Genomic DNA, 22,555 nt, shown 5'->3' with positions numbered 1-22,555 from the left:
TGCCGTCACCTCAGGGCCTGACCTGTCCAGCACCACGCACCCGATACTTGAAAGAGGTCAGCTGTTCGACGCCGACCGGTCCGCGCGCATGCATCTTGCCCGTGGCGATGCCGATTTCACCGCCCATGCCGAATTCGCCGCCATCGGCAAACTGGGTCGAGGCGTTATGCAGCAAGATCGCGGAATCGATCTCCGAGAAGAAACGCTCGACGACCTCGGGATCCTCAGCGATGACGGCCTCCGTGTGGGCCGACGACCAGGTCCCGATGTGCTCGATCGCACCGGCGATCCCGTCAACCAGCTTCACGGAGATGATGGCGTCGAGATATTCCGTTGCCCAATCCTCGTCGGTCGCTTCCTTCAGGCCGTCGACCGCGCCTGAGAGCTCGTCGGAGACGCGTACTTCGCAGCCCGCTGACAGCAGGGCGTTCAGCAACGGCTTGACCAGTCGGTCGGCGTCGTTGCGGTCGATCAGCAGTGTTTCGGCAGCACCACAGATACCGGTGCGGCGCATCTTGGCGTTGACGACGATCTTTTCCGCCATGGCGAGATCGGCAGAGGCATCGACATAGATGTGGCAGAGGCCTTCGAGATGGGCAAAGACCGGCACGCGCGCTTCGTTCTGCACCCGGGCAACGAGGCTCTTGCCCCCGCGCGGTACAATCACATCAATCGTGCCGCCAAGACCCGAGAGCATGGCGCCGACGGCCGCGCGGTCAGAGACCGGCACCATCTGGATCGCATGTTCCGGCAGGCCGGCGGCTTTGAGGCCTTCGACGAGGCAGGCATGGATCGCGCTGGAGGAATGGAAGCTGTCGGAGCCGCCGCGCAGGATCACGGCGTTGCCGGCCTTGAGGCACAGCGCGCCGGCATCAGCCGTCACGTTCGGCCGGCTTTCATAAATGACGCCAATGACGCCGAGCGGCGTGCGGACGCGCTCGATGTGCAGGCCGTTCGGCCGGTCCCATTCGGCAATGATGTCACCGACCGGATCTTTGAACTCGGCAATCGCGCGAATGCCGTTTGCCATGTCGCGGATGCGGCCTTCGCTCAGCGTCAGGCGGTCGATGAAAGAGGCGGCGACGCCGCTTTCTCGGGCGTTTTCAAGGTCGATCGCATTGGCCGCCAGGATCTCGTCCGTGCGGGCGACGATCGCATCGGCCATGGCGATCAGGGCGGCGTGCTTGCGTTCGGCGCTGGCGATGGCAAGCGGTCGGCTGGCGGCCTTGGCGTTGCGGCCGATCTCCAGCATGACGGTCTCGACGTCGCCCTTGTTTTTCACCTCGTCAAGCATGGACTTCATCCTTCCGGCTGCCCTCGGCCTCAGCGCGTTTTCCGGTCATCACCATATCGTCGCGGTGCACCATGGCGGCGCGGCCGGCATAGCCGAGGATCGCGGCGATCTCGGCCGATTTCTTGCCGGCGATCTGGCGGGCTTCGTCGGCATCGTAGCCGGCAAGACCACGGGCGATCTCGCGGCCGGAGGTGCCGAGAATGGCGATGGTGTCACCGCGGCTGAAGCTGCCCGTCACGTCACGGACGCCGGCCGGCAGCAGGCTCTTGCCCGAGCGCAGCGCCTCTTCGGCACCGGCATCGACGGCAAGCGTTCCGGCCGGCAGCAATTGCCCGGCAATCCAGGTCTTGCGCGCGGTCACCGGCGAGCCTGATGGTGCGAACCAGGACGAACGGGCACCGTCCTCGATCGCCGCCAGCGGATGGTTCGGCTTGCCTGAGGCGATGATCATGGCGCAGCCGGCGGTCGTGGCGATCTTGCCGGCATCGATCTTGGTGCGCATGCCGCCGCGCGAAAGCTCGGATGCCGCACCCCCGGCCATGGCCTCGATCTCAGGGGTGATCTCGGCGATCGTTTCGAGGAAGCGGGCGTTCGGGTCGAGATGCGGCGGGGCCGTGTAGAGCCCATCGATATCGGAGAGCAGCACCAGCAAATCGGCGCCGACCATAGTGGCGACACGGGCGGCGAGACGATCGTTGTCGCCATAGCGGATTTCTGTGGTCGCGACCGTATCGTTCTCGTTGATGATCGGCACGGCGCCGAGTTTCAGCAGCTGGTTGATGGTGGCGCGGGCGTTGAGGTAGCGGCGGCGCTCTTCCGTGTCGCCGAGTGTCAGCAGCACCTGGCCGGCGACGATGGCATCGGTCGAAAGGCTCTCCGACCAGGCGCGCGCGAGCGCAATCTGGCCGACGGCGGCGGCCGCCTGGCTCTCTTCGAGCTTCAGGGCACCTGCCGGCAGGTTGAGCACGGTACGGCCGAGCGCGATCGCGCCCGAGGAGACGACCAGCACTTCGACGCCCTTGGACTTCAGGCCGGCGATGTCGGCGCACATGGCGTCAAGCCAGGCCTTCTTCAGCCCGGTGGCGCGGTCGACCAGCAATGCCGACCCGATCTTGATGACGACCCGGCGATACTTCAAAAGCGGCTTGCGGGTCTTGGTCATCTCAGAGGTTCTCCTCGCCATAGCCTTCACCGGCCTTGGCGGCGACGATGACGCTGCGCAACGCTCGCAGCGCTTCGGTCATGCCCTTGCCGACGGCGGCAGAGAGCAGCAGGGGCTGCTCGCCGCAGGCCTTGGCCAGCGCCTTGGCTTTTATCTTCAGCTCGTCCTCGTCGAGCACGTCGATCTGCGACAGTGCGATGATCTGCGGCTTGTCTTCCAGCCCGCCGCCATAGGCTTCGAGCTCGTGCCTGACCGTCTTATAGGCCTTGGCGACATCTTCCTCCTGGGCGGAGACGAGGTGCAGCAGCACACGCGTGCGCTCGACATGGCCGAGGAAGCGGTCGCCGATGCCCACACCTTCATGCGCACCTTCGATCAGGCCGGGAATGTCGGCGATAATGAACTCGTTGCCGTCGATGGTGGCGACGCCGAGATTGGGATGCAGCGTCGTGAACGGATAGTTGGCGATCTTCGGGCGAGCGCGCGTGCAGGCGGCAAGGAAGGTCGACTTGCCGGCATTCGGCAGACCGACGAGACCGGCATCAGCGATCAGCTTCAGCCGCAGCCAGAGCGTCTTCTCGTCGCCCTCGAGACCGGGGTTGGCCCAGTTCGGCGCCTGGTTGGTCGCGGACTTGAAGCGGGCGTTGCCGAAGCCGCCATTGCCACCGGCGGCCAGCCGATAGCGCTGGCCCTCGGCGACCATGTCGACGATCAGCGTCTCGTTGTCTTCCTCGAAGATCTGGGTGCCGACCGGGACCTTCAGCGTCACGTCGTCGCCGCCGGCGCCGGTGCGGTTGCGGCCCATGCCGTGCTGGCCGGTCTTGGCCTTGAAGTGCTGTTGGTAACGGAAGTCGATGAGCGTGTTCAGACCGTTGACGGCCTCAACCCAGACGTCTCCGCCACGGCCGCCGTCGCCGCCGTCCGGTCCGCCGAACTCGATGAACTTCTCGCGCCGGAACGAGACGGCGCCTGCGCCACCGTCGCCGGAGCGGATATAGACTTTCGTTTCGTCGAGAAATTTCATTGGGCTGCCATCTGTTCGGTGTAAGTGCGCGGTCTTAGAAAGTGTTACAGCGACCTTTGCAGGTCCTAAAGGATGCGCGGCGCTGTAATTTGCCGCCATCGATATAGGCGGTTTATTCGGAGGTCAAAGAATATCGTGCGGTTCGTTAGCTACAACATCCAATACGGCATCGGCCTCGACGGTCGCTTCGATCCCGAGCGTATCGCCGCTTCGATCGGGGACGCCGACATCATCGCGCTTCAGGAAGTGACGCGCGGCTTTCACCGCAACGGCCATGTCGATCTCGTCACCCGCTTCGAAAAGCTGTTTCCCGGCCATTTCTCCGCCTTCCACGCGCCTTGCGACATCGACATCGGTTCGGCGATCGAGGATGGACGCGCCGTCAGCCGGCGCTTCCAGTTCGGCAACATGATCCTGTCGCGCTGGCCGATCCTTGCAACCCGGCTCATCCCCTTGCCGCGCACCCGCACGATCAGCCCGATGAACCTGCAGCGCGGGGCGACGGAAGCGCTGGTCGCAACGCCCGACGGTCCGCTCCGGGTCTATTCCGTGCATCTCGATCATGTGCTGCCGGCCGAGCGTATTGCCCAGATCCGTTATCTCAAGGAGCGGCTGCTCGGTTATCCGCTCGAAGGCGGCGCGATCACCGGGGCGGCCGATTTCGGCATGGCCGAGCCGCCGCATCCGGAGGACTTCGTCGTCATGGGCGATTTCAACATGGAGCCGGAGACGCCGGAATACTGCGCGATGACCGGCTCGCGCGACGCCTTCTACGGCCGTTCGCTGCGGCTTGAGAATCCGGTCGATGCGCTTGCCCATCTCGGCCGCCTGACGCCTGAAAGCTATAGCTGGATCCATCCCGAAAACCCCGAAAAACGCATGCATCTCGACTATTGTTTCTTGAGCGCCGGCCTTGCGTCTCGTCTCACCGATGCCTGGACCGACTATGAGGCCAAGGGTTCCGACCACCTGCCTGTCGGTTTCACGCTCGCATGACAAAAAAGGTCCCCGCGAAGCCCGAGCTTCGCGGGGATGTTCTCTAGTGCGGTCGGCGCAGATCGGCGGCGGTCAGCCGCGTCTCGATATGGGCGACCATGGCGTTGCGCGCGAGCGCATAGACCTGGGCGCAGCCGGTGATCTGGAAGCCGATCTTCTCCTGCACCTTCAGCGATCCCGGATTGTCGGCAAAGACGCCGGAATGCAGGGTCGTTTCGGGCATGCGGCGGAAGAAGCGCTCGACCGCCGCATAGGTCGCCTCCGAGGCAAAGCCCTTGCCCCAGTAGAAGCGGTTCAGCCAGTAGCCGACATGCCATTGGCCGTGGCGGAGCTCGATGCCGACGCAGCCGATGTGCACGTCGTCACCGGTGGTGACGGCGAAGGTCCAGTCGGGCGTCAGCCCCGAAGTCTGCGCCGTCAGCCAGTCGAGCGCGTCCTGCTGATCGTAGGGCGCGGGAACGCGCGCCAGCATGCGCGCCACCTGGAAATCGCCGAGCGACTGGGCGATCGCCTCGGCGTCGTTTCGCCGATGCGGGCGCAGGACCAGGCGCTTGGTCTCGATGACCGGGCAGGGGCCGGGACCGGGGCGGGCAACGATCCGCTGGCGTTCGGAAGCGAGCGCGTTCATCGCATGCCTCCCCAGCTTCTCAAGGAGACCCAGGTCTTGCGGTCGAGCCGGTACCATTCGACGGCGATCGAGCCGCCGAGCGCCAGGCTGCCGACCATGCCGCTGCCCTGGAACTGGAAACCGCACTTCTGGATGACCCGGCGCGATGCCAAGTTCATGACCCGGCAGCGCGCATCGATCTGGTCGATGTCGCGGGTGCGGAAGGCCATGTCGGTCAGGACCTGGGCGGCCTCGGTGGCATAGCCCTGGTTCCAATAGGGCTCGCCCAGCCAATAGCCGAGCTCCGCCGTCTTGCCATCGGGATGCGGCTCGATACCGCAACAACCGAGAAATGCGCCATTGTCCGCTTTGGTAATCGCGTAGACGCACTTGCCAATCGTGCCGGCTTTCGCGCGTCGCACGAAGTCGGCGGCATCGGCCGTCGTATACGGGTGCGGCATGCGCGAAACCATGGTCGCGACATTGGCATTGTTGGCAAGATGGGCAAGGGCGTCGATATCGTCTTCATGGGGCGCGCGCAGAACGAGCCGGGGTGACAACAATATCGGGCAATCGGTCCTTGACCGTTGGGGCCTCAGCCTCTGCTCGGGAGACCGGGATTGGTCTTCCCTCAACAACTCGGTTTGCATGGTTTCCTCCAGAAACGAAAAAGGGGAGTTGGGTATTGCCCCATCTCCCCTTTGAAGTCTGGCTTGGAACCATCAGGTGCGTCAGCCGGGTCGATGAGACGCCGGCTGTTTTAGAGCGCTACCGGCTTATTCCGCTGCTTCGGCTTTCGGCATTACAGACACGTACACGCGGCCATTGGCCTTCGTACGGAAGTCCACGTTGCCGGCCGTAAGTGCAAAAATCGTGTGGTCCTTACCGAGGCCGACATTGGCGCCCGGATGCCACTTCGTACCGCGCTGGCGCACGATAATGTTGCCTGCAATGACGTTCTCGCCGCCGAACTTCTTCACGCCAAGGCGCTTGGACTCAGAATCGCGACCGTTACGCGACGAACCGCCAGCTTTTTTGTGTGCCATTGGTGTTCTCCTTTAAACCTTAGATCCCTGAACTCAGTTTGCAGCGGCTTCAGCGGCAGCTTCAGACTTCTTCGAAGCCTTCTTTGCCTTGCCACCGGCAGCAGCGATGTCCAGGATGCGGACGGTCGTCTGGTGCTGGCGGTGACCGCGCGAGCGCTTGGAGTTCTGGCGGCGACGCTTCTTGAAGGCGATGACCTTCTTGGCGCGACCCTGCTCAACAACTTCAGCGCTGACAACGGCGCCTTCGACAAACGGAGCACCGATGGTTGCATCGGCGCCAACGCCGACCATCAGGATCTCGGTGAATTCGATCTTGTCGCCTGCAACGCCTTCCAGCTTTTCGATGGTGAGGACGTCGTTGGCGGCCACGCGGTACTGCTTACCGCCGGTCTTGATGACTGCGAACATTTTTTATCCTTTCATGTTCGATCCGGCTCTCTGCCCGAAGACAAGGCCGTCTTTTTCTCAGTCGACAGTTGAGTGGATCTCCTTTTCGGATATCCACCGGTGAAAGGGCGCAAATCACACCCGCTGCGGTGAAGCTAGGCCACACCACTTCATTGCGCGGATTACAAGGATTTGCACAGGCGTGTCAAGGCGAAAGCAACGAGGCCGTTACATATTCTTCAAACAAGGCCCTTGCCAGCACCCGAATCTGCCGCTATGAACCCGACCGCGCCGAACAAGCGCCGACCAGCAAAGCGGAGAGGTGGCTGAGTGGTCGAAAGCACCGCACTCGAAATGCGGCGTACGGGCAACCGTACCGTGGGTTCGAATCCCACCCTCTCCGCCATAATCTATCTCACCACCATGTGCTATGCGAAGCAGCCCGACTTCAGGGCGGTTCACGGAAGCTTCCGGGGTTCGTTGTTTAAACGCGCGTCTCTATCAACTCGACTTCGGCGTCCAGGAAACAAAATCGCCAGCAGGCTCGATATCTGTTTCAGGATGGGGGCGGGCACGTTCCTGTTGTGTCGGAGGCGGGGCGATCGATCGTTCTCCTTGCCAGCGGTCATCCGGCGCTTCCGATAGCCCACCCTGATATGGCGATCGCGGGTCGTGCGCCGCGTCAAAGGGTGACCCATCTGACAACGATGTCGCGGCGTTGTCGCCAGCGATTGCGGTTTGCCGAACTATAGCCATCGATGCCGTTGCGAACCGGGCAAGGGCGTCGGCGGCCGGGCTGACGGCACGTTCGTGCTTCCGCGGCGAAACGCAGCTGCCTAGGCGACTTTCAGCGCCGCGGAAATTTCCGACAAGGTGGCCTTCTCAGCATCGCTGACAGCGACGCCGCCGAAGCCCAGGAAGCCGCCTTCCTTGGCGGCTTCCGCCACCTTCTGGCTGATCTGGTATAGCCATGTGCTGAAGGCTGCGACATCACCCTGCGCCTTGGTCTCGACGAGTGTCCGGGCCTGATTCAGCGTTTCAATGCACCTGGCCTTCATGTCCTCCGGCTTGGCACCCTTGAGTTTCGTCTGCAGCCCATCGCGAGCGGCGGTCCGGCCCTCCGAGGTTTCGAAGTCGGCGACCAGCGCCTTGACGAGCGGGCTTGCTGCGGCATCGGCTTTTGCCTGCAGAAGTGCGCTGCTGTTGGCGATGCCTTCCTTCATCATCCCCCAGAGGCCGCTCGGCTCCGCGGCCGTCACGGCAATGCCGGCCATCATCACGCTCTCCAGGAGCAGCGTCCATTCTTCCGGGGTGAATGTCGATTTGTCGGCCATGGCCGTCTTCCTTCCTATCCGGTTTCGTCGATGACAATCGCCAACGGTCCGTGCGGAATGCAGGGCCGGCAGCTCATGCTTGGGCTGGTTCTTCAGGTCGCCAGTGAGGCGAGCTTGGTCTTCAATGCATCGATTGCGGGTTTCACGATGTCGGAAGCGCCGGGTATCGCCAGCACCTTGTCGAAAAGCCCGTTGAGCGTTGGCATCATCGGCCCGACGAGCGCGGAAAGGGCTGCCTTCTGTTCGGCAGACAGTTGCCCGGTGGCGCCCGTGACTTTGTCGAGCCCGGCTGAAATCTCCTCCAGTTTCGGCAGGGCGGCCGTGGCCGAGGCGGCGTCCGTGACACCGGTCAGCGTTGTCTGCAGGCTCGCCATGCTGTCCTGGACCTGCCGGCCGATGTCGACCCCGCCGACCGTCAAGCTTTGCCCCGCCGTGCCAGCCTGTGGCGCGACCTCTCCGCTCGGTCTGCCGAACAGATAGAAGAGCACGGCTGCAAGCGCGAGCACGGCAATCACCCAGTAGAGCCAGTTGCGCGACCCGGACGGCGTCGCCGCCTCGGCTGCGCGCTGACCGGCTCCACCGACGGACGAAGCCGCTGTCGCGGCGTCGCGGGCGACCTGGCTCGCCGAGGCCGCGGCAGACTGTGCCGAAGCGCCGAGCCCGCCGAGCAAGCCTGTTCCGCCAAGCAGTTCTCTTGCGCCGGAGGGCAGGGCGGCCGCGATGTTGTCCTTCTGGCTCGCGAGCAGTCCGGCAATGCCATTGGCGCTGAGATCGCCGCCGCTCTGCCGGGCAAGGCCACCCAGCACGAGGGGAGCAAGCGTCGCCAGCAACGAACCGCTCGCCCGCGGGTCCATGCCGGAGATCCCGCCGATGGCGCTTGCCAGCGCACTGCCGTCCTTTGCCCCGAAGATTGACGAAATGATCTGTGACCCGTTCTGGCTAAGCGTCGCCTGATCGCCTCCCTGAAGCATCCCGATGAGACTGTCGAGCGATCCGCCTTGTTGACTGGCGGTATCGGCGATCTTCTGCGCCCCGCCCGGTTGCGCGGCGACACCCGTCAGTCCCGCCAGCACCGCGGGAATGGCGGCGCTGACGGCGCCCTGCACCTTGCTGCTGTCGAGCCCGAGCGCCGAAGCGATGCGTGCGATCATGTCAGGGGTAAGCATCTGCGCGATATACGAAACAAGATTGCTGGCCATTGGCTTTTCCTCCACGTTGATGTCGTCGGACATCGACGGCGCTCATGGAGCGGTCGTCCGACGGCGCGGCAATTGGCTGCAAGCAATTCGCGTTTATCTGATTGTCGGTCGCGAGGCGGGTTCCTCTGGAACCTTCGGCCCAAAAATATTAGCACTTGTGGATGTAAATGGCCAGTTCTCGGCAACTTGCGGAAACGGCAGAACGTGGCGCATTGAACACGCGCGCTAGTGCGCCAGCATGTTGAGCGGCCCGTGACCCGGCAGCCGAGGCAGGAGGGAAGCAGGCGGACCGTCGGCCGCAGGGCCGGTTTAAGGGTCGCGACGACAGCGCCGCAGGATGCTTGCGGTCACGCGCGGGCCGGCCTGACCTGATGCCCGCACCCATAGTCTGATCCCCAGCCGCGAGGCCAGGGATCCCGTCGGTTTCGCGTTACTTCTTCGGCGATTTCTCCGCCGGCGACGGTGCCGCCTGCAGGTTGCCGAGCAGCGACGAGATCGCATTTTCGCCGTTGAAGCCTGCTTCCTTCAGCAGTTGGTCGACGATCGGCTTGTTGGCCTGGTAGGACAGGAGCTGGCCCGCCAACCCGTCGCCAAGGCCGATGCCGTTGGCAGCACCGTCGCCGCCGCCGTTGCGGCCGAGCATGCCGCCGGTGTCGAAGATGCGGATGTCGGAGATCTTCTCGATCGGCTTGACCGCTTCTGCCAGCGCTTCGGGAATGATGCGGATGCGTTCGCGCAGGATCTCGAATTCAATGATGGCGGAGCTCAGCTTGTTGCGGGCCTCGTTGAGCAGCGCCTCGCTCTCGGCTGCGGCCTTGCCGGTTTCGAGCACGCCCTTCGCCTTGATGATCGCGGCGTCGGCCTCGGCGGTGGCCAGCGTCTTGATCGCATCGGCCTGGTCGAGGGCCGCCTGCTTTTCGGCTTCGGCGCCGACGGTCACGGCGGTCGCTTCGGTTTCGGCGTTCTTGCGGGCGTCGATGACGGCGATCTGGCGTTCGCGTTCGGCGATTTCCACGGCCTTTGCCGTCTCCACCTTTTCTTCCGCGGCGATGGCGAGCGCGCGGGCGGTTTCAGCCTGGGCCTTCGCCTCGGACTCTTCCCGGCTCTTGTTGGCAACCGCGATGGCGCTTTCCTGCGAAACGATCTGCAGGTCGCGGCGGGCTTCCGTGTCGCGCTGCTGCACGGCGCGGGTGGCGTCGATGTTGGCGCTTTCACGCGCCTGCTTGGCAAGCGCCTCGCGTTCGGCGATCGCCTGCTCGGCGGCGATGCGAGCTTCTTCCTCGGCGCGCTTGGCCGCCTGTTCCTGCTGCGCGGTTTCGGCGCGGGTGGCGGCCGACTTGTTGGCGATGTCGCGTTCCTGGTTCAGCTCCGCCTCGCGCTTGGTGCGCTCGATCGTCAGCGATTGCTGGCGGGCTTCCAGATCCTTCTGGGCGATCGCGACTTCGGTATCGCGCACGATCTCGTTGCGCTCCTTCTTGCGGCCCTCGGTAATGCGGGTCAGCGCCGCAAGACCATGCGCGTCGAAGAAGTTGTTGGCGTTGAAGTGCTTGATATCCGTCTGGTCGAGACGGGTCAGCGAAACGGATTCGAGTTCGAGACCGTTCGACTGCAGGTCGGCGCCGACCGCTTCCTGCACCGCCTTGACGAAATCCATGCGCTGTTCCTGCAGCGCGTCGAGGCTCATGGTGGCGGCGACCGAGCGCAGACCGTCGACGAACTTGGCCTCGATCAGCACGCGCAGCTGTTCGGCATCGTTGGTACGGTCGCCGAGTGTCTGGGCTGCAAGCGCGATCGAGGAGGCATCGGGCTTCACGCGGACATAGAATTCCGCGCCGATATCGACGCGCATGCGGTCCTTGGTGATCAGCGCGTCGCCTTCGCCACGACGGACTTCAAGGCGCAGCGTCTTCAGGTTGACGCGGGCGATCGAGTGGAAGATCGGCAGCACGATGGAGCCGCCGTCGAGGACCACCTTCTGGCCGCCAAGGCCCGTGCGCACATAGGCTTCGTCGCGGCTCGAGCGGGTATAGAGCGATGCAAGAACAAAGCCGATGCCGAGGATCAGGACGATGCCGATGCCGGCCGGCACCAAGAGTTCATAAAACATGGTTGCTCCGTGAGACTTTAAGACGTGGGAATTTTAAGGATTGGGCGGCGTCAGCAGGTCTGCCGGCGCCGATATCGCAATGAAAATGTTGGAAACGCGATCGACGACGAGCACCTGCGCGCCGATGGCGATCGGTTGCTCGTTGCGGGCGGCGCGCGCGCGCAGCACATGCCAGTTGCCGTGGCGATCCTTGAGGCGGATGCGTCCCGGCAGGCCCTGGTCCAGTGGGCCGACGGTGACTTCGCCGCTGCGGCCGACGAAATCGCCGAGATCGACGGCATAGCTTTCGTCACGCGGCACGATCTTTGCCACCCATCGGCTCGACATCCGAACTGCGGGCAGCGAGACGGCGAGTGCCGGTAGCGCCGCGACAAGGGCAGGCAGCGGCACCCACAGGGCCCCGGCCACCGCCTGGATGACAAAACCGATCATCGCGAAGAGGCCGAGGAAAAGCATCAGCAGCACGAGCAGCGGTACGCCGCCGACATTGAACCAGGACATCAGCCCGCCCAATGCGTTGTGGTCGTCCAGCCAGGCCTTGTCGATCGCCTCACCCAGTGAGAAGCCGAGCAGCAGGCAGAGGAGCTCGATGCCGGTGAAGGCGGCCAACATCACCGCCGCAACCGCGAAGGGTAGGGATTCCGGGGCGAGGAAGAACAGCATCGGCGTCAGTGCTGCTTTGCCTTGAGTGCGGCCAGTCTCGCGTCGATCGCCCGATCGCGATGCAGGCGGTCGAGTTCGTCCAGCTCGGCGCTGTTGCCGTGTTCTCCGCCCGGTACGCCCGTGGCGCGGGAGACGGCGGCAGCGGCGCGGGCGGCACCGTCCACCGGGCTGGGCTTCGCCAGGCCCGAAACCTTGCTCTCGGGGAACTGGGCGATGCTGCGCTTGAGATCGGCGAGCCGCGCCTCGGCCTCGCGGCGGGTGGCAAGCACCGCCTGCAGCGCCTGCTGGCCCTCTTCGAGATCGGTGCGGGCGCCGGCGAGCGCCTTGTCCAGGGCGGCGAGCTGCGATTCCAGGTCGATCTGGCGGGCGACGCCGGCCTTGGCAAGGTCTTCCCGGGCGGCAGAGATGGCGGTGCTGATCTTTTCGTCCAGCTTTTCGAGATCGGCGCCGATTTCGTCGCGGCGGCTGAGGATGCGATACTCCTCGGCGCGTGCCTGGCCGATATCGACCCGGGCCTCTTCAGCCGCCGCGTCGATTTCGCGGAGTGCCTGTTCGACGATCACGATCTTGTTGCTGCCTTCCGCCTTGTCGACGGCGGCATTGGCGAGACCGGCGATCAAGCGGCCCATACGGGATAGGATGCCTTCATTCGTCATCATTTTCTTCTCCGTTCGGTCGGAATGCGTGGTGACGCCAATGTGGATCTGATAGCCGCCGTGCTGTGCAACGAGCTGGGCGGCGAAGATATTCAGAGTGCCCGGCGAATAGCCGGCGACGTCGTATGGGATCGCGACGCGACCACGCACGGTGGCGACGGTCAGATCCGACGGTCCCTTGATTGCGAAAAGCTTGTCGTCCAGCGGCAGCCTTTCGGCATTGGCCTGCTGTCCGCGGTTTGCCGCGAAGTCACGCAGTCCAAGCGTGACCATGCGCGCCGGAAGCCCGGTGCGCTCCCGGACCGTTTCGTAGGCAAGTTCATGCAACGTTACGAGATTGGCGCCCGCCTTTTCGCCGGCGAGTTCATCGAGCATCGCCAGCATGTCGCCGTAGGCAACGAAGGTTTCTTCCAGCGCACGTCTGGCCTCCGCGTCCGGCGCGAGATCGTAGTACAAGATCGACGTGTGGTTGCCCTGAGCCATGAGCAATAACATAAAGCACCACTTTCGTGCTTTCAAGGATTGGCTCAGGTTTAAGTTGCAATTTTCTTCTGCTGAACGCGCGCAACGGTCGCGCGCCGGCAATGCGGGTTGCAGCGGGCGGAAGAGGGGCGCGTTGAAAGCGGACGATTGTCCGGCGGGTTCACTCCGCCGCGTTGTTGCGCAACCAGGTTTCCAGCGCGGCAATCACCGAGAGCCGCAGGCTTGCGCCCTTGGACAGGGCGCGGGTGAGGGACAGGTCGTCGCCGGCAAATCCCATCTCGGCCATGATGTCGTTCGCCCGCATCCGGCGGCGATTCATGATCGTGCGGATTTCGGCGATCGTTTCGGGGAGCAGGTAGCGACCGCTGGCAATCGCGGGGGGCGCTGCGAGCGGCGGATCGATATGAGCGTGTGGGGCAAGCCCGTCCGGGCCGCCATTGCTGCTCAGCCACTTGAGGAACGTTTCACGCTCGGTGGGGCTTGCCTTGGTCCAGGAATTCTTGAGCTTGTCGAGGCGCGTGCGCTCGTCCTTAAGCCCTGCCGCGATAAGCGCCTTGCGTAGCGACGGGATGCGGCCGGCGATCAGATCCGCATGGATGTCGGGAAAATCGAGTTTCAGGCGCTGCACGTCCGCGGTTTCGTCGCTCTTGGTTTTCTTCGACATGCTCATTCCCGCGTCGTTCGTCGGCGACATGCTCTAGCGTGCTCGTGCGCCCGGCGCGAGCGAAATAGGTCGCTATCCTCTATCCTTTGTCGGTCGACCCCGTTAGGGAGCGCATGGAGAATAACGCGACGCTGCGTGCTGTGCCCTTCGCCTGATGTCATGCATCCAGCTTTACGCAAGTCCCTTCGCCTATAGTCACCTCAATGGCCGGGATGTGACACGGCGAATGAAGGACAATGATATGTCAAACGATATCGAGCATTACCGCGACCCATCCGACACGATGGTTGCCCTCTATCTCGCGAACAATGACGGCGACGAACTGACCGATGTCTTGGTCGCCGCGCTTGAAGATGCCTTCCGCATCCTCCGTGACGAGATCTCCGGCGAAACGATGCATTGAGCGGAGCGCGTCTCCTCCACGAACTATTTTTCGAACGTAATCCACCATCGGTTGCGAATCGAATCAGGGATGTCCTGTTCTGACCGGGTTTCAATCGGCGACGCGTCGGATGTCGGGAGAGTTCGCGGCCACGTATCGCTTGCGCTAGGGGAGACGCACAAGCATGACATTTTCTATCTGGCATACGGTCATCGGCGTACCGGTCTGGCTGATCCTTCAGGCCTCGAAGCGCTCACGCTAAAGCGCGTCGCAGATCAAGTCTGCTTCATCGCATATCGCTGTCGCAAAATCGGCGCGCACATCGCTCGGCATGCTTGGCGCATCAAGGCGCGAGCAATTGGCCGTAGAGAACAAGGCGTTGCGGAGTTCCGATTTCAACGGGATCCATGCCCGCTTGATGTCCTTCGACGACGACTGCCGAACCGGACTGCTTGCAGGCTGGTGTTTCATTCGATGACCATCGGGCGCGCCGTTCAAGCTTCCTGAAGCAGCGCCTCGGCTGAAAGGGCTGACGCCAGTACGGTCGCATCGGTTCCGTTTCTCCCAACCAGCATCAGTCCGGCCGGCCGCACAAGGCCCGGCATCGGCAGGGTGATAGCGGCGAGATCGAACTGGTTGGCGACCTGGCAGTTGCGCAGCAGCAGGCTCTCCACGCGGTCGTATTCCGCCGCGTCGGTGTCGACGCTTGCGATGGACACGGCCGCAATCGGCGTCGTCGGCAGTGCGATGAGATCGTAGGGCGAGAGCCGCTCGTCCATGGCGGCAGCGAGCGCATGCCGGGTTTGCAGCAGGGCCGAGATCGTCGCGTCGGGCACCAAAAGGCGGCGGCGAAGCGAGAACTTGACCCTTTCGTCGACTGGGACGGCCGCATCACCCAGCCATCCGGCGTGGATACGGCTTGCCTCCAGGCCCGCAATCGAGCCGATCCGCGTCGCTTGGCCGAGCTTCTCGATCAAGTCATCGATGGTGCAGTCGACGATCTTGGCACCCGCTTTGGCCAGTCGGTCGAGGCTTGCCGCAAAGGCGTCGGCGACTTCGGGGGAGAGGTCTTCAAACAGCCTGCCACGGGGGATGCCGATACGAAGATCTGCGACAGGACGGGCGACAAGCGGCCTTGGCTGCTCGCCGGCCATCACAGCATCGGTCGCTGCACAATCGGCCGCGGTCCGGGCGAGCGGTCCGAGCGAATCCAGAACCGGCGAGAGCGGAAAGGCGCCATCGAGCGGGATGCGGTTCGCCGTCGGCTTGAAGCCGACGATGCCGTTCAGCGCCGCGGGGATGCGGATCGAGCCACCGGTATCTGAACCGATGGCAATGTCACAGGTGCCTTCTGCTGCCGACACGCCAGCGCCCGAGGATGAACCGCCGGGGATCAGGCTTTCGTCGGTGGCGTTTCCGGGCACGGGGTAGTGCGGATTGAGCCCGACGGCCGTAAACGCGAATTCGGTCATATGCGTCTTGCCGATAATGACCGCACCGGCAGCACGCAGCCGCTGGACAACGAGCGCGTCTTTTTGGGCCGGCGGCGCGTCGCGGCGGATGATGGAGCCGGCAAGCGTCGGTTCGCCGGCGATATCCAACAGGTCCTTGATTGAAACGATCTTGCCGTCGAGCGGCCCAAGGCTGTCCCCCGCCCGCCGGCGGTGGTCGGCCGCGTCTGCCTCGCTCCGCGCGCGCTCTTCGTAGAGCCGGACAAAAGCCTTTTCCTCGTGCCGACGATTGTTGAGCCGGCTCAGGATCTGTTCCAGGCGGTCGCGGACGGAGACGTTGGCGGCATGGGACACGATGATCACCTGTCGATTTGTGTGGCCACCGAACGGGGGCAGGAGGCGGGTTCGTTGCCCGGATTCACCAAGGCCAACGCTGATCGCCTTTGATAACAGCATTGGCGGCGTTTGCCATCGTCCCATTGTCGCCGCGGCCAGCTCCGGCCTTCACCGAACTGTCGCCAAACCGTTCAAATAGTTTCATGCGCCTGTTACGTCGCTGACACCCAGATGACCAAAGGTCCGGCACGCGCGGTGGCGCTGCCGAATCGGAGGTCTGTTTGGCCGATATCCTCAAGACGCTTTCGAGGCGTTCTTTCCTGCTTTCCGCCGGTGCCGCGGGCTTCGTGGCCTCATCCGGTCTTGCGACACCCTTTTATGCACGCGGCTACGGCCGGCCGGAATTCATTCACGGCGTGCAATCGGGCGATGTCGATACGTCCTCCGGCATGATCTGGACACGGGTGGATCGCCCGTCGAAGGTGTCGGTCGAATACTCGACCACCGAGAGCTTCTCTAACCCCCTTCGCCTTTCCGATCTGACGGCGACGCCGCAGACGGATTGCGCGATCAAATGTTCGCTCGACGGGCTGCTGCCGGACCAGGATATCTTCTACCGCTTCACCGCCACGGATCTCTACGACGTCAACCGCGTCTCCGCGCCGGTCACCGGCCGGTTTCGCACCGCGCCCTTGCGCAAGCGCTCGATCCGCTTCGTCTGGTCTGGCGACACGGCCGGGCAGGGCTGGGGCATTGATGATGTCGGCATGAAGACCTATTCGACCATGCGCCAGCACGAGCCGGACTTCTTCATTCATTCCGGTGACACGATCTATGCCGATAACCCGATCCCTGACGAGATAGCGCTACGTGATGGCGGTGTCTGGAAGAACCGCGTGGTGACGCATGAGAAGCGCGACGTGGCGCGGACGCTGGAAGAATATCGCGGGCAATGGAAATACAATCTGCTCGACGAGCATGTGCGGCAACTCAACGCCGTGTGCCCCACTTTCTATCAATGGGACGACCACGAGGTGCTGAACAACTGGTCGGCCTCGACCGACCTGCGCGACGACGCGCGCTATCCGGAAAAGGATGTTGCCGTCTATGCGGAGCGGGCGGCGCGGGCGTTCAACGAGATGACGCCGATCCGCATGCCGGCAACGCAGCCCGGCCGCATCTTCCGCAAGATCGGCTATGGTCCGTTGCTCGACGTGTTCTTCGTTGACCTCAGATCCTATCGCGGCGCCAACCAGGGAGAAGACGGCGGCGGCGCCCTGTTCGGCTGGCGGCAGGTCGACTGGCTTAAGCGCGAACTTGCTGCCTCGCGGGCCACCTGGAAGGTGATCGCCTGCGACATGCCGATCGGTCTCGTCGTCTGGGACGATTACACCAACCGGCGCGGCTCGGACGCGATCGCCAACGGCGACAACGGTCCGCCCGCGGGGCGCGAACGCGAATTTGCCGATCTCCTGCGCTTCGTCCGCGACAACGGCATCGACAACCTCGTCTGGCTGACGGCGGACGTGCACTACACCGCCGCGCATCACTACGATCCGGGGCGCGGCGCATTCAAGGATTTCACGCCGTTCTGGGAGTTCGTGTCCGGTCCACTGCATTCCGGCACCTATGGGCCGAAGGACCTCGACATGACCTTCGGGCCGGAGGTTCGCTTCATCAAGGCATCCGGCGGCGGCATCGACCAGAACCTGCCGCCATCAGCTGGTCTGCAGTTTTTCGGCATCGTCGATATCAACGGCCAGACGCAGCAGATGACGGTGCGGCTGATGGACCGGCAGGACCAGGAACTCTGGCGCGTGACGCTCGATCCGGCCGCAATTGCATGAGGAATTCGGTCGCGGCCAACAGCTTTGCAAACGGCGTTCGCGAGACCCCTGACGAGTGCAAACCCATGGCCTACCGGCATTTGAACACGACGCTCATGCGCGCGCCCCCCTTTCGCAATCGCAAAAAAACCTGTATGAGCGCGACCATTGAAAAAGCGGCGTGGCCCATCGGGGCTTGCCCTGAACCTTCCGAGACGAAAAATGAGCATTCGTAACATCGCGATTATCGCGCACGTCGACCATGGGAAAACGACCCTTGTTGACGAGCTCCTGAAGCAGTCGGGCTCGTTCCGCGAAAACCAGCGCGTTGCCGAACGCGTCATGGACTCCAACGACATCGAAAAAGAACGCGGCATCACCATCCTCGCCAAGGCGACTTCGGTCGAGTGGAAGGGCGTGCGCATCAACATCGTCGACACCCCTGGCCACGCCGACTTCGGCGGTGAAGTCGAGCGCATCCTGTCGATGGTGGACGGCGCCATCGTTCTCGTCGACGCTTCCGAAGGCCCGATGCCGCAGACGAAGTTCGTTGTCGGCAAGGCGCTGAAGGTCGGCTTGAAGCCGATCGTGGCGATCAACAAGATCGACCGTCCGGACGGTCGCCACGAAGAAGTCATCAACGAAGTCTTCGACCTCTTCGCCAACCTCGACGCCTCCGACGAGCAGCTCGACTTCCCGATCCTCTACGGTTCGGGCCGCGATGGCTGGATGAACGTCAACCCGGAAGGTCCGAAGGACCAGGGTATGGCGCCGCTGCTCGACCTGGTGCTGCAGCACGTGCCGGAGCCGACGGTTGCCGAAGGCCCGTTCCGTATGATCGGCACGATCCTCGAAGCCAACCCCTTCCTCGGCCGCATCATCACCGGTCGCGTTCACTCGGGCACCGTCAAGCCGAACCAGGCCGTCAAGGTTCTCGGCCAGGATGGCAAGCTGCTTGAAACCGGCCGTATCTCGAAGATCCTCGCCTTCCGCGGCATCGAGCGTCAGCCGATCGAAGAAGCGCAGGCAGGCGACATCGTTGCGATTGCCGGCCTTACCAAGGGCACCGTCGCCGACACCTTCTGCGATCCGTCGGTCGCCGAAGCGCTGACTGCGCAGCCGATCGACCCGCCGACCGTCACCATGTCCTTCATCGTCAACGACAGCCCGCTTGCCGGCACCGAAGGCGACAAGGTCACGAGCCGCGTCATCCGCGACCGCCTGTTCAAGGAAGCCGAAGGCAACGTTGCGCTGAAGATCGAAGAATCCTCGGAAAAGGACTCCTTCTTCGTATCGGGCCGCGGCGAACTGCAGCTTGCGGTTCTCATCGAAACCATGCGTCGTGAAGGCTTCGAGCTTGCCGTTTCGCGTCCGCGCGTTGTCATGCACAAGGATGACAACGGCCAGATGCTCGAGCCGATCGAAGAAGTCGTGATCGACGTCGACGAAGAGCATTCGGGCGTCGTCGTGCAGAAGATGTCCGAGCGCAAGGCCGAGATGGTCGAACTGCGTCCGTCTGGCGGCAATCGCGTCCGTCTGGTGTTCTTCGCTCCGACCCGCGGCCTCATCGGCTACCAGTCGGAACTTTTGACCGACACCCGCGGCACGGCGATCATGAACCGCCTGTTCCACGCCTACCAGCCCTACAAGGGCGAGATCGGTGGTCGCGTCAACGGCGTTCTGCTTTCGAACGACGCCGGTGAATCGGTTGCCTACGCGATGTTCAACCTGGAAGACCGCGGCCCGATGATCATCGACGCCGGCGAGAAGGTCTATGCCGGCATGATCATCGGCATCCACACCCGCGACAACGATCTGGAAGTGAACGTGCTCAAGGGCAAGAAGCTCACCAACATGCGCGCTGCCGGCAAGGACGAAGCTGTTCGCCTGACGCCGCCGATCCGCATGACGCTCGAGCGCGCGCTCTCCTGGATCCAGGACGACGAGCTGGTCGAAGTGACGCCGAAGTCGATCCGTCTGCGCAAGCTGCACCTCGACCCGAACGATCGCAAGCGCTTCGAAAAGGCCCGCACGGCTGGCGCTGCCTGATCGATCCTGATCGATCCTACGACTTTCAGAAAAACCCCGGAGCGATCCGGGGTTTTTTGCTGTGTGTGCCACCGATGGGCGACTTGCGGATAAAGTTAAAAAGGCGTTAACCTTCCATTGGGTGCCGTTAAAGTTGCCTGTGGGTTAACGCAGGCTGGCAACCGGGCGGGATTCCTGTTCGCCTTGTGTGTGTTTAGAGTCGCGAGTCATGAAGACTGTTTCGATAGAGATTCGGCCCGGAGAGCCGCAGGAAGCGTCGGCAATTGCCGATGTGCACCGCGTTTCGTGGCTGCAGACCTATGGCGGTCTCATTCCCCATCGTCCGCTCGTTCAGATGGTCAATCGCCGTGACGAGACCTGGTGGCGCAAGGCGACCCGCGGTCCTGCCACGCTGCTCGTCGTCGACGTCGCCGGAACCATCGCCGGCTACGCAACGCTCGGCCTCAGCCGCGCCAAGGCCCTGCCGCAGGAAGGCGAGATCTACGAGATCTACCTGAGGCCGGAATACCAGGGCATCGGCCTCGGGCGCATTCTCTTCGGCGAGGCCAAGAGCCTGCTGCGTTCGCTCGGCTGCCGTGGCCTCGTCGTCTGGTGCCTCGAAGACAGCGAGCATGCCTACCAGTTCTTCCAGGGTGCCGGCGGCACCGATATCGCCGAAGGCATGGAAGATTTCGGCGACAAGCACCTGAAGAAGGTCGGCTTCGCCTGGAACTAGGCCCGACGCCTCCGCGACACTGAAATCAAAGACTTACTCAGGCAGTTCGTTGTTGGGATCGGCCGCCTTGTCGCCCCGCGTGCCGTGATAGGCGGGCTTGTCGACGCCGCAGCGGAAGGTCGGTGCCACCTCGTCGGCGATCTTGCGGGCGAACGCATTCGGATCGGGATTGGCAAGCGCATCGACATAGCCGGCGACGCAGCCCTTGCCGTCATCCTTCTCGGCCACCTTGGAAATGACGAGCACCTGCCCCTGAAGTGCAGGAACCGAAGCGCCGGACTCGTCCGTGTTCTCGATGAACCAGCGCAGGATCGTCGCTACGGCCTTGCCATCCTTGGCAACCCGCCACTCCACGGTCGTGCCGGCGTGGTTGAATGGAATGAAACTCTCGAAAGCGTCGTCGGCATAGCGCTGGTTCAGGTGACCGAACGAGACACTCTGGCGGATGTCGGCTTCCTTGAAGCGAACGGGATAGTCCGCATGACCAGGGCAAGTCATCAACGCGTACATGCCCTCTTCTTCGGCGATCGTCTTGCACTTGTCGCGGCCGATGTCGGTATAGACGCTCTCATTGGCCAAGACGGGGCCGGCGGACAAAAGCACCAGCGCCAGGCATGCAACCCTTCCGTTCATACAAAACTCCCTCAAACGCGATTGGCAGACCTGTAGAGGTCGATGGGCAGGCGCAAAACGACCGGTTGAATCTGCGCTACGGACGAAAGTTATGTTGCATCGCGGCATGTTTCCCTTTATCCGACGGGCAAACTTCTCAAACCGACCCTGGAGTAGATCCATGCGCATCGACGCGATTTCCATCGGAAAGAATCCACCAGAAGATGTCAACGTGATCGTTGAGGTTCCCGTCGGCGGCCATCCGATCAAGTACGAGATGGACAAGGAAGCCGGCACGCTGGTCGTCGACCGCTTCCTCTATACGCCGATGACCTATCCGGGCAACTACGGCTTCGTGCCGCATACGCTCTCGGACGATGGCGATCCGATCGACGTTTTGATCTGCAACACCCGTCCGCTGGTTCCGGGCTGCGTCATCAATGTGCGCCCGATCGGCGTGATGATGATGGAAGACAATTCCGGCCAGGACGAGAAGATCATCGCCGTTCCGTCGGGTCACCTGACGCAGCGATACGACAAGGTTCACGAGTACACCGACCTGCCGGAAATCACGCTGAAGCAGATCGAGCACTTCTTCGAGCACTACAAGGATCTGGAGCCCGGCAAGTGGGTGAAGATCTACGGCTGGAAGGATGCTTCCACCGCCCGCCAGCTGATCAAGGAAGCCGTCGAGCGCGCCAAGGGCGCCAAGTAAGCTTTATCTGCCGGCCAGTTCGGCAAGGCGTTTCATCAGCTCCTCCGGGTCGCTCTCGATCCGGAGGATTTTTTTGCGCTGCGTTTCGCCTGAGATGAGGGAGAGCTTGCTCTTGGCAAGCCCGAGCGTCTTGGCAAGAAAGGCAAGCAGTGCCTGATTGGCCTTGCCTTTCTCCGGGACCGCGCGGACGCGCACTTTCAGATATTCTTCGCCATCAGCAGCCGCTTCCAGCCCGTCGATGGCATCACGGCCGCCGTTCGGCGTCAGGCGCACCGTCAGGCGAACATGGTCGCCATGCGCGGTGAAGGCCGTGCTACTCACCCTGCACCTGGCCGGCCGTCGTCAGCCCAGCAAGGCCGGCGCGATCGTCGTGTTCAGGAAAAGCTGGATGAAATAGAGGATTACCAGAACGACCAGCGGCGAAAGGTCGACGCCGCCCATGTCGGGCAGGATGCGGCGGATCGGGCGGTAGAGCGGCTCGGTCAACTGGTAAAGCGAGCGGCCGATCATGTTGATCGCCTGGTTGTTCACGTTGATGACATTGAACGCGTAGAGCCAGGAAAAGATGGCCGACGCGATGACCAGAAACCACGCGATGTTGATGATGAAGTTCAAGGTGCCGATAACAGCAAGCATGCCGGTCTCCAAATCGTTATTGACAGACATGTAGACATTGAGACCTAAACGAGCAAGTACGCCGGTTTATCGGGCGCGATCATGTTTAACGTGTGGCCGCTCGACAGTCGGTGCCGACGAGAGCATGTCGCGATCCTTCAGATGCGCTGCCTGCCTTTTGAATATTGACGTTTCACTTGTCGTTATCGCAAAACCGCGACCCAGTTTTGCG

23 protein-coding genes and 1 tRNA gene are annotated in these 22,555 nt (G+C 63.0%); 7 read left to right on the top strand and 17 right to left on the bottom strand.

Translation table 11 applies throughout. From position 1 onward, the window contains the following. Nucleotides 1-10 precede the first annotated feature (10 nt). The 3 genes from FA04_RS16835 to obgE are packed head-to-tail and all read right to left on the bottom strand — an operon-like array spanning nt 11 to nt 3,480. Nucleotides 11-1,294 (bottom strand): glutamate-5-semialdehyde dehydrogenase, encoded by a 1,284-nt coding sequence (locus FA04_RS16835; RefSeq protein ID WP_034803104.1) that lies wholly within the window; start codon nt 1,292-1,294, stop codon nt 11-13. After that, nucleotides 1,287-2,456, bottom strand: a complete 1,170-nt coding sequence (gene proB, locus FA04_RS16830) for a glutamate 5-kinase (protein WP_034802661.1) — start codon at nt 2,454-2,456, stop codon at nt 1,287-1,289. The genes FA04_RS16835 and proB overlap by 8 nt, the downstream gene beginning before the upstream one ends. Nucleotide 2,457: 1 nt before the next feature. Continuing rightward, nucleotides 2,458-3,480 carry a GTPase ObgE gene (obgE, locus tag FA04_RS16825; protein ID WP_034802658.1) on the bottom strand — a complete coding sequence of 341 codons (1,023 nt, stop codon included), beginning with the start codon at nt 3,478-3,480 and terminating at the stop codon, nt 2,458-2,460. Nucleotides 3,481-3,615: 135 nt separating this feature from the next. Here obgE and FA04_RS16820 point away from each other — a divergent pair, with 135 nt between their 5' ends. Further along, nucleotides 3,616-4,476 carry an endonuclease/exonuclease/phosphatase family protein gene (locus FA04_RS16820; protein ID WP_034802655.1) on the top strand — a complete coding sequence of 287 codons (861 nt, stop codon included), beginning with the start codon at nt 3,616-3,618 and terminating at the stop codon, nt 4,474-4,476. Nucleotides 4,477-4,519: 43 nt separating this feature from the next. Here the strand turns inward: FA04_RS16820 and FA04_RS16815 are convergent, their stop codons facing one another. The 4 genes from FA04_RS16815 to rplU all read right to left on the bottom strand — a co-directional run bounded on the left by FA04_RS16815 (nt 4,520) and on the right by rplU (nt 6,537). Continuing rightward, nucleotides 4,520-5,104, bottom strand: coding sequence for a GNAT family N-acetyltransferase (locus tag FA04_RS16815; protein ID WP_034802652.1), 585 nt, complete (start codon nt 5,102-5,104; stop codon nt 4,520-4,522). Further along, complete coding sequence (locus FA04_RS16810; RefSeq protein WP_034802649.1) at nt 5,101-5,733, bottom strand: GNAT family N-acetyltransferase; 633 nt, start codon at nt 5,731-5,733, stop codon at nt 5,101-5,103. Before FA04_RS16810 ends, FA04_RS16815 begins: the two co-directional genes overlap by 4 nt. 126 nt (nt 5,734-5,859) lie before the next feature. Then, nucleotides 5,860-6,129 (bottom strand): 50S ribosomal protein L27, encoded by a 270-nt coding sequence (gene rpmA, locus FA04_RS16805; RefSeq protein WP_034802646.1) that lies wholly within the window; start codon nt 6,127-6,129, stop codon nt 5,860-5,862. Nucleotides 6,130-6,162: 33 nt separating this feature from the next. After that, entirely contained in the window at nt 6,163-6,537 is a 375-nt protein-coding gene (gene rplU, locus FA04_RS16800; RefSeq protein ID WP_034802644.1) for a 50S ribosomal protein L21, read from the bottom strand. A gap of 295 nt (nt 6,538-6,832) precedes the next feature. Between rplU and FA04_RS16795 the strand changes: the two genes are divergently transcribed. Continuing rightward, a tRNA-Ser gene (locus tag FA04_RS16795) sits at nt 6,833-6,922 on the top strand. Nucleotides 6,923-7,352: 430 nt separating this feature from the next. On the opposite strand, the gene FA04_RS16790 is transcribed toward FA04_RS16795, so the two are convergent. The 6 genes from FA04_RS16790 to FA04_RS16765 all read right to left on the bottom strand — a co-directional run bounded on the left by FA04_RS16790 (nt 7,353) and on the right by FA04_RS16765 (nt 13,622). Beyond that, a complete protein-coding gene (locus tag FA04_RS16790; RefSeq protein WP_034802641.1) occupies nt 7,353-7,850 on the bottom strand; it encodes a hypothetical protein in 498 nt (165 codons plus the stop codon). A 92-nt stretch (nt 7,851-7,942) separates the two neighbouring features. Next, nucleotides 7,943-9,049: a DUF937 domain-containing protein gene (locus FA04_RS16785; protein WP_167550703.1), complete on the bottom strand. Its 1,107-nt coding sequence runs from the start codon at nt 9,047-9,049 to the stop codon at nt 7,943-7,945. Nucleotides 9,050-9,479: 430 nt separating this feature from the next. Then, nucleotides 9,480-11,156, bottom strand: a complete 1,677-nt coding sequence (locus FA04_RS16780; protein ID WP_034802635.1) for a flotillin family protein — start codon at nt 11,154-11,156, stop codon at nt 9,480-9,482. A 33-nt stretch (nt 11,157-11,189) separates the two neighbouring features. Further along, nucleotides 11,190-11,819, bottom strand: coding sequence for an OB-fold-containig protein (locus FA04_RS16775; RefSeq protein WP_034802632.1), 630 nt, complete (start codon nt 11,817-11,819; stop codon nt 11,190-11,192). 5 nt (nt 11,820-11,824) lie between these two features. After that, complete coding sequence (locus tag FA04_RS16770; RefSeq protein ID WP_234798715.1) at nt 11,825-12,970, bottom strand: PspA/IM30 family protein; 1,146 nt, start codon at nt 12,968-12,970, stop codon at nt 11,825-11,827. Between the two features lie 148 nt (nt 12,971-13,118). Continuing rightward, complete coding sequence (locus tag FA04_RS16765; RefSeq protein WP_034803102.1) at nt 13,119-13,622, bottom strand: hypothetical protein; 504 nt, start codon at nt 13,620-13,622, stop codon at nt 13,119-13,121. 241 nt (nt 13,623-13,863) lie between these two features. On the opposite strand from FA04_RS16765, the gene FA04_RS35670 reads away from it, so the two are divergent. After that, nucleotides 13,864-14,025 carry a hypothetical protein gene (locus FA04_RS35670; RefSeq protein ID WP_089044398.1) on the top strand — a complete coding sequence of 54 codons (162 nt, stop codon included), beginning with the start codon at nt 13,864-13,866 and terminating at the stop codon, nt 14,023-14,025. Between the two features lie 473 nt (nt 14,026-14,498). Here FA04_RS35670 and FA04_RS16755 read toward each other — a convergent pair whose 3' ends face one another. Further along, a complete protein-coding gene (locus tag FA04_RS16755; protein WP_034803099.1) occupies nt 14,499-15,809 on the bottom strand; it encodes an amidase in 1,311 nt (436 codons plus the stop codon). Between the two features lie 263 nt (nt 15,810-16,072). Here FA04_RS16755 and FA04_RS16750 point away from each other — a divergent pair, with 263 nt between their 5' ends. The 3 genes from FA04_RS16750 to FA04_RS16740 all read left to right on the top strand — a co-directional run bounded on the left by FA04_RS16750 (nt 16,073) and on the right by FA04_RS16740 (nt 20,381). Then, nucleotides 16,073-17,638: an alkaline phosphatase D family protein gene (locus tag FA04_RS16750; protein WP_034802625.1), complete on the top strand. Its 1,566-nt coding sequence runs from the start codon at nt 16,073-16,075 to the stop codon at nt 17,636-17,638. 201 nt (nt 17,639-17,839) lie between these two features. After that, nucleotides 17,840-19,666 (top strand): translational GTPase TypA, encoded by a 1,827-nt coding sequence (gene typA, locus FA04_RS16745; protein WP_034802622.1) that lies wholly within the window; start codon nt 17,840-17,842, stop codon nt 19,664-19,666. 208 nt (nt 19,667-19,874) lie between these two features. Then, the gene (locus tag FA04_RS16740; RefSeq protein ID WP_034802619.1) at nt 19,875-20,381 is read left to right on the top strand and encodes a GNAT family N-acetyltransferase; all 507 of its coding nucleotides are present in this window, start codon (nt 19,875-19,877) and stop codon (nt 20,379-20,381) included. Between the two features lie 33 nt (nt 20,382-20,414). Here FA04_RS16740 and FA04_RS16735 read toward each other — a convergent pair whose 3' ends face one another. Then, a complete protein-coding gene (locus FA04_RS16735) occupies nt 20,415-21,014 on the bottom strand; it encodes a hypothetical protein (protein WP_034802616.1) in 600 nt (199 codons plus the stop codon). A gap of 160 nt (nt 21,015-21,174) precedes the next feature. Between FA04_RS16735 and ppa the strand changes: the two genes are divergently transcribed. Continuing rightward, nucleotides 21,175-21,708: an inorganic diphosphatase gene (gene ppa / locus FA04_RS16730; protein WP_034802613.1), complete on the top strand. Its 534-nt coding sequence runs from the start codon at nt 21,175-21,177 to the stop codon at nt 21,706-21,708. A gap of 3 nt (nt 21,709-21,711) precedes the next feature. Here the strand turns inward: ppa and FA04_RS16725 are convergent, their stop codons facing one another. Further along, nucleotides 21,712-22,029 (bottom strand): DUF167 domain-containing protein, encoded by a 318-nt coding sequence (locus FA04_RS16725; RefSeq protein WP_034802611.1) that lies wholly within the window; start codon nt 22,027-22,029, stop codon nt 21,712-21,714. 21 nt (nt 22,030-22,050) lie between these two features. Then, nucleotides 22,051-22,344 (bottom strand): YggT family protein, encoded by a 294-nt coding sequence (locus tag FA04_RS16720; RefSeq protein WP_089044330.1) that lies wholly within the window; start codon nt 22,342-22,344, stop codon nt 22,051-22,053. Nucleotides 22,345-22,555 lie beyond the last annotated feature (211 nt).

This window comes from Ensifer adhaerens (genome assembly GCF_000697965.2).
In the GTDB taxonomy this organism is placed as follows: domain Bacteria; phylum Pseudomonadota; class Alphaproteobacteria; order Rhizobiales; family Rhizobiaceae; genus Ensifer; species Ensifer adhaerens.
The sequence above is the reverse complement of the archived record's forward strand: the minus strand, read 5'-3'. Positions and strand labels throughout refer to the sequence as shown.

Bases quoted from the DNA above. Each gene is read 5' to 3' on its own strand.
- FA04_RS16835 (WP_034803104.1), bottom strand. From the start codon at position 1,294: ATGCTTGACGAGGTGAAAAACAAGGGCGACGTCGAGACCGTCATGCTG.
- proB (WP_034802661.1), bottom strand. From the start codon at position 2,456: ATGACCAAGACCCGCAAGCCGCTTTTGAAGTATCGCCGGGTCGTCATC.
- obgE (WP_034802658.1), bottom strand. From the start codon at position 3,480: ATGAAATTTCTCGACGAAACGAAAGTCTATATCCGCTCCGGCGACGGT.
- FA04_RS16815 (WP_034802652.1), bottom strand. From the start codon at position 5,104: ATGAACGCGCTCGCTTCCGAACGCCAGCGGATCGTTGCCCGCCCCGGT.
- FA04_RS16810 (WP_034802649.1), bottom strand. From the start codon at position 5,733: ATGCAAACCGAGTTGTTGAGGGAAGACCAATCCCGGTCTCCCGAGCAG.
- rpmA (WP_034802646.1), bottom strand. From the start codon at position 6,129: ATGGCACACAAAAAAGCTGGCGGTTCGTCGCGTAACGGTCGCGATTCT.
- rplU (WP_034802644.1), bottom strand. From the start codon at position 6,537: ATGTTCGCAGTCATCAAGACCGGCGGTAAGCAGTACCGCGTGGCCGCC.
- FA04_RS16790 (WP_034802641.1), bottom strand. From the start codon at position 7,850: ATGGCCGACAAATCGACATTCACCCCGGAAGAATGGACGCTGCTCCTG.
- FA04_RS16785 (WP_167550703.1), bottom strand. From the start codon at position 9,049: ATGGCCAGCAATCTTGTTTCGTATATCGCGCAGATGCTTACCCCTGAC.
- FA04_RS16780 (WP_034802635.1), bottom strand. From the start codon at position 11,156: ATGTTTTATGAACTCTTGGTGCCGGCCGGCATCGGCATCGTCCTGATC.
- FA04_RS16775 (WP_034802632.1), bottom strand. From the start codon at position 11,819: ATGCTGTTCTTCCTCGCCCCGGAATCCCTACCCTTCGCGGTTGCGGCG.
- FA04_RS16770 (WP_234798715.1), bottom strand. From the start codon at position 12,970: ATGTTATTGCTCATGGCTCAGGGCAACCACACGTCGATCTTGTACTAC.
- FA04_RS16765 (WP_034803102.1), bottom strand. From the start codon at position 13,622: ATGTCGAAGAAAACCAAGAGCGACGAAACCGCGGACGTGCAGCGCCTG.
- FA04_RS35670 (WP_089044398.1), top strand. From the start codon at position 13,864: ATGTCAAACGATATCGAGCATTACCGCGACCCATCCGACACGATGGTT.
- typA (WP_034802622.1), top strand. From the start codon at position 17,840: ATGAGCATTCGTAACATCGCGATTATCGCGCACGTCGACCATGGGAAA.
- FA04_RS16740 (WP_034802619.1), top strand. From the start codon at position 19,875: ATGAAGACTGTTTCGATAGAGATTCGGCCCGGAGAGCCGCAGGAAGCG.
- FA04_RS16735 (WP_034802616.1), bottom strand. From the start codon at position 21,014: ATGAACGGAAGGGTTGCATGCCTGGCGCTGGTGCTTTTGTCCGCCGGC.
- ppa (WP_034802613.1), top strand. From the start codon at position 21,175: ATGCGCATCGACGCGATTTCCATCGGAAAGAATCCACCAGAAGATGTC.
- FA04_RS16720 (WP_089044330.1), bottom strand. From the start codon at position 22,344: ATGCTTGCTGTTATCGGCACCTTGAACTTCATCATCAACATCGCGTGG.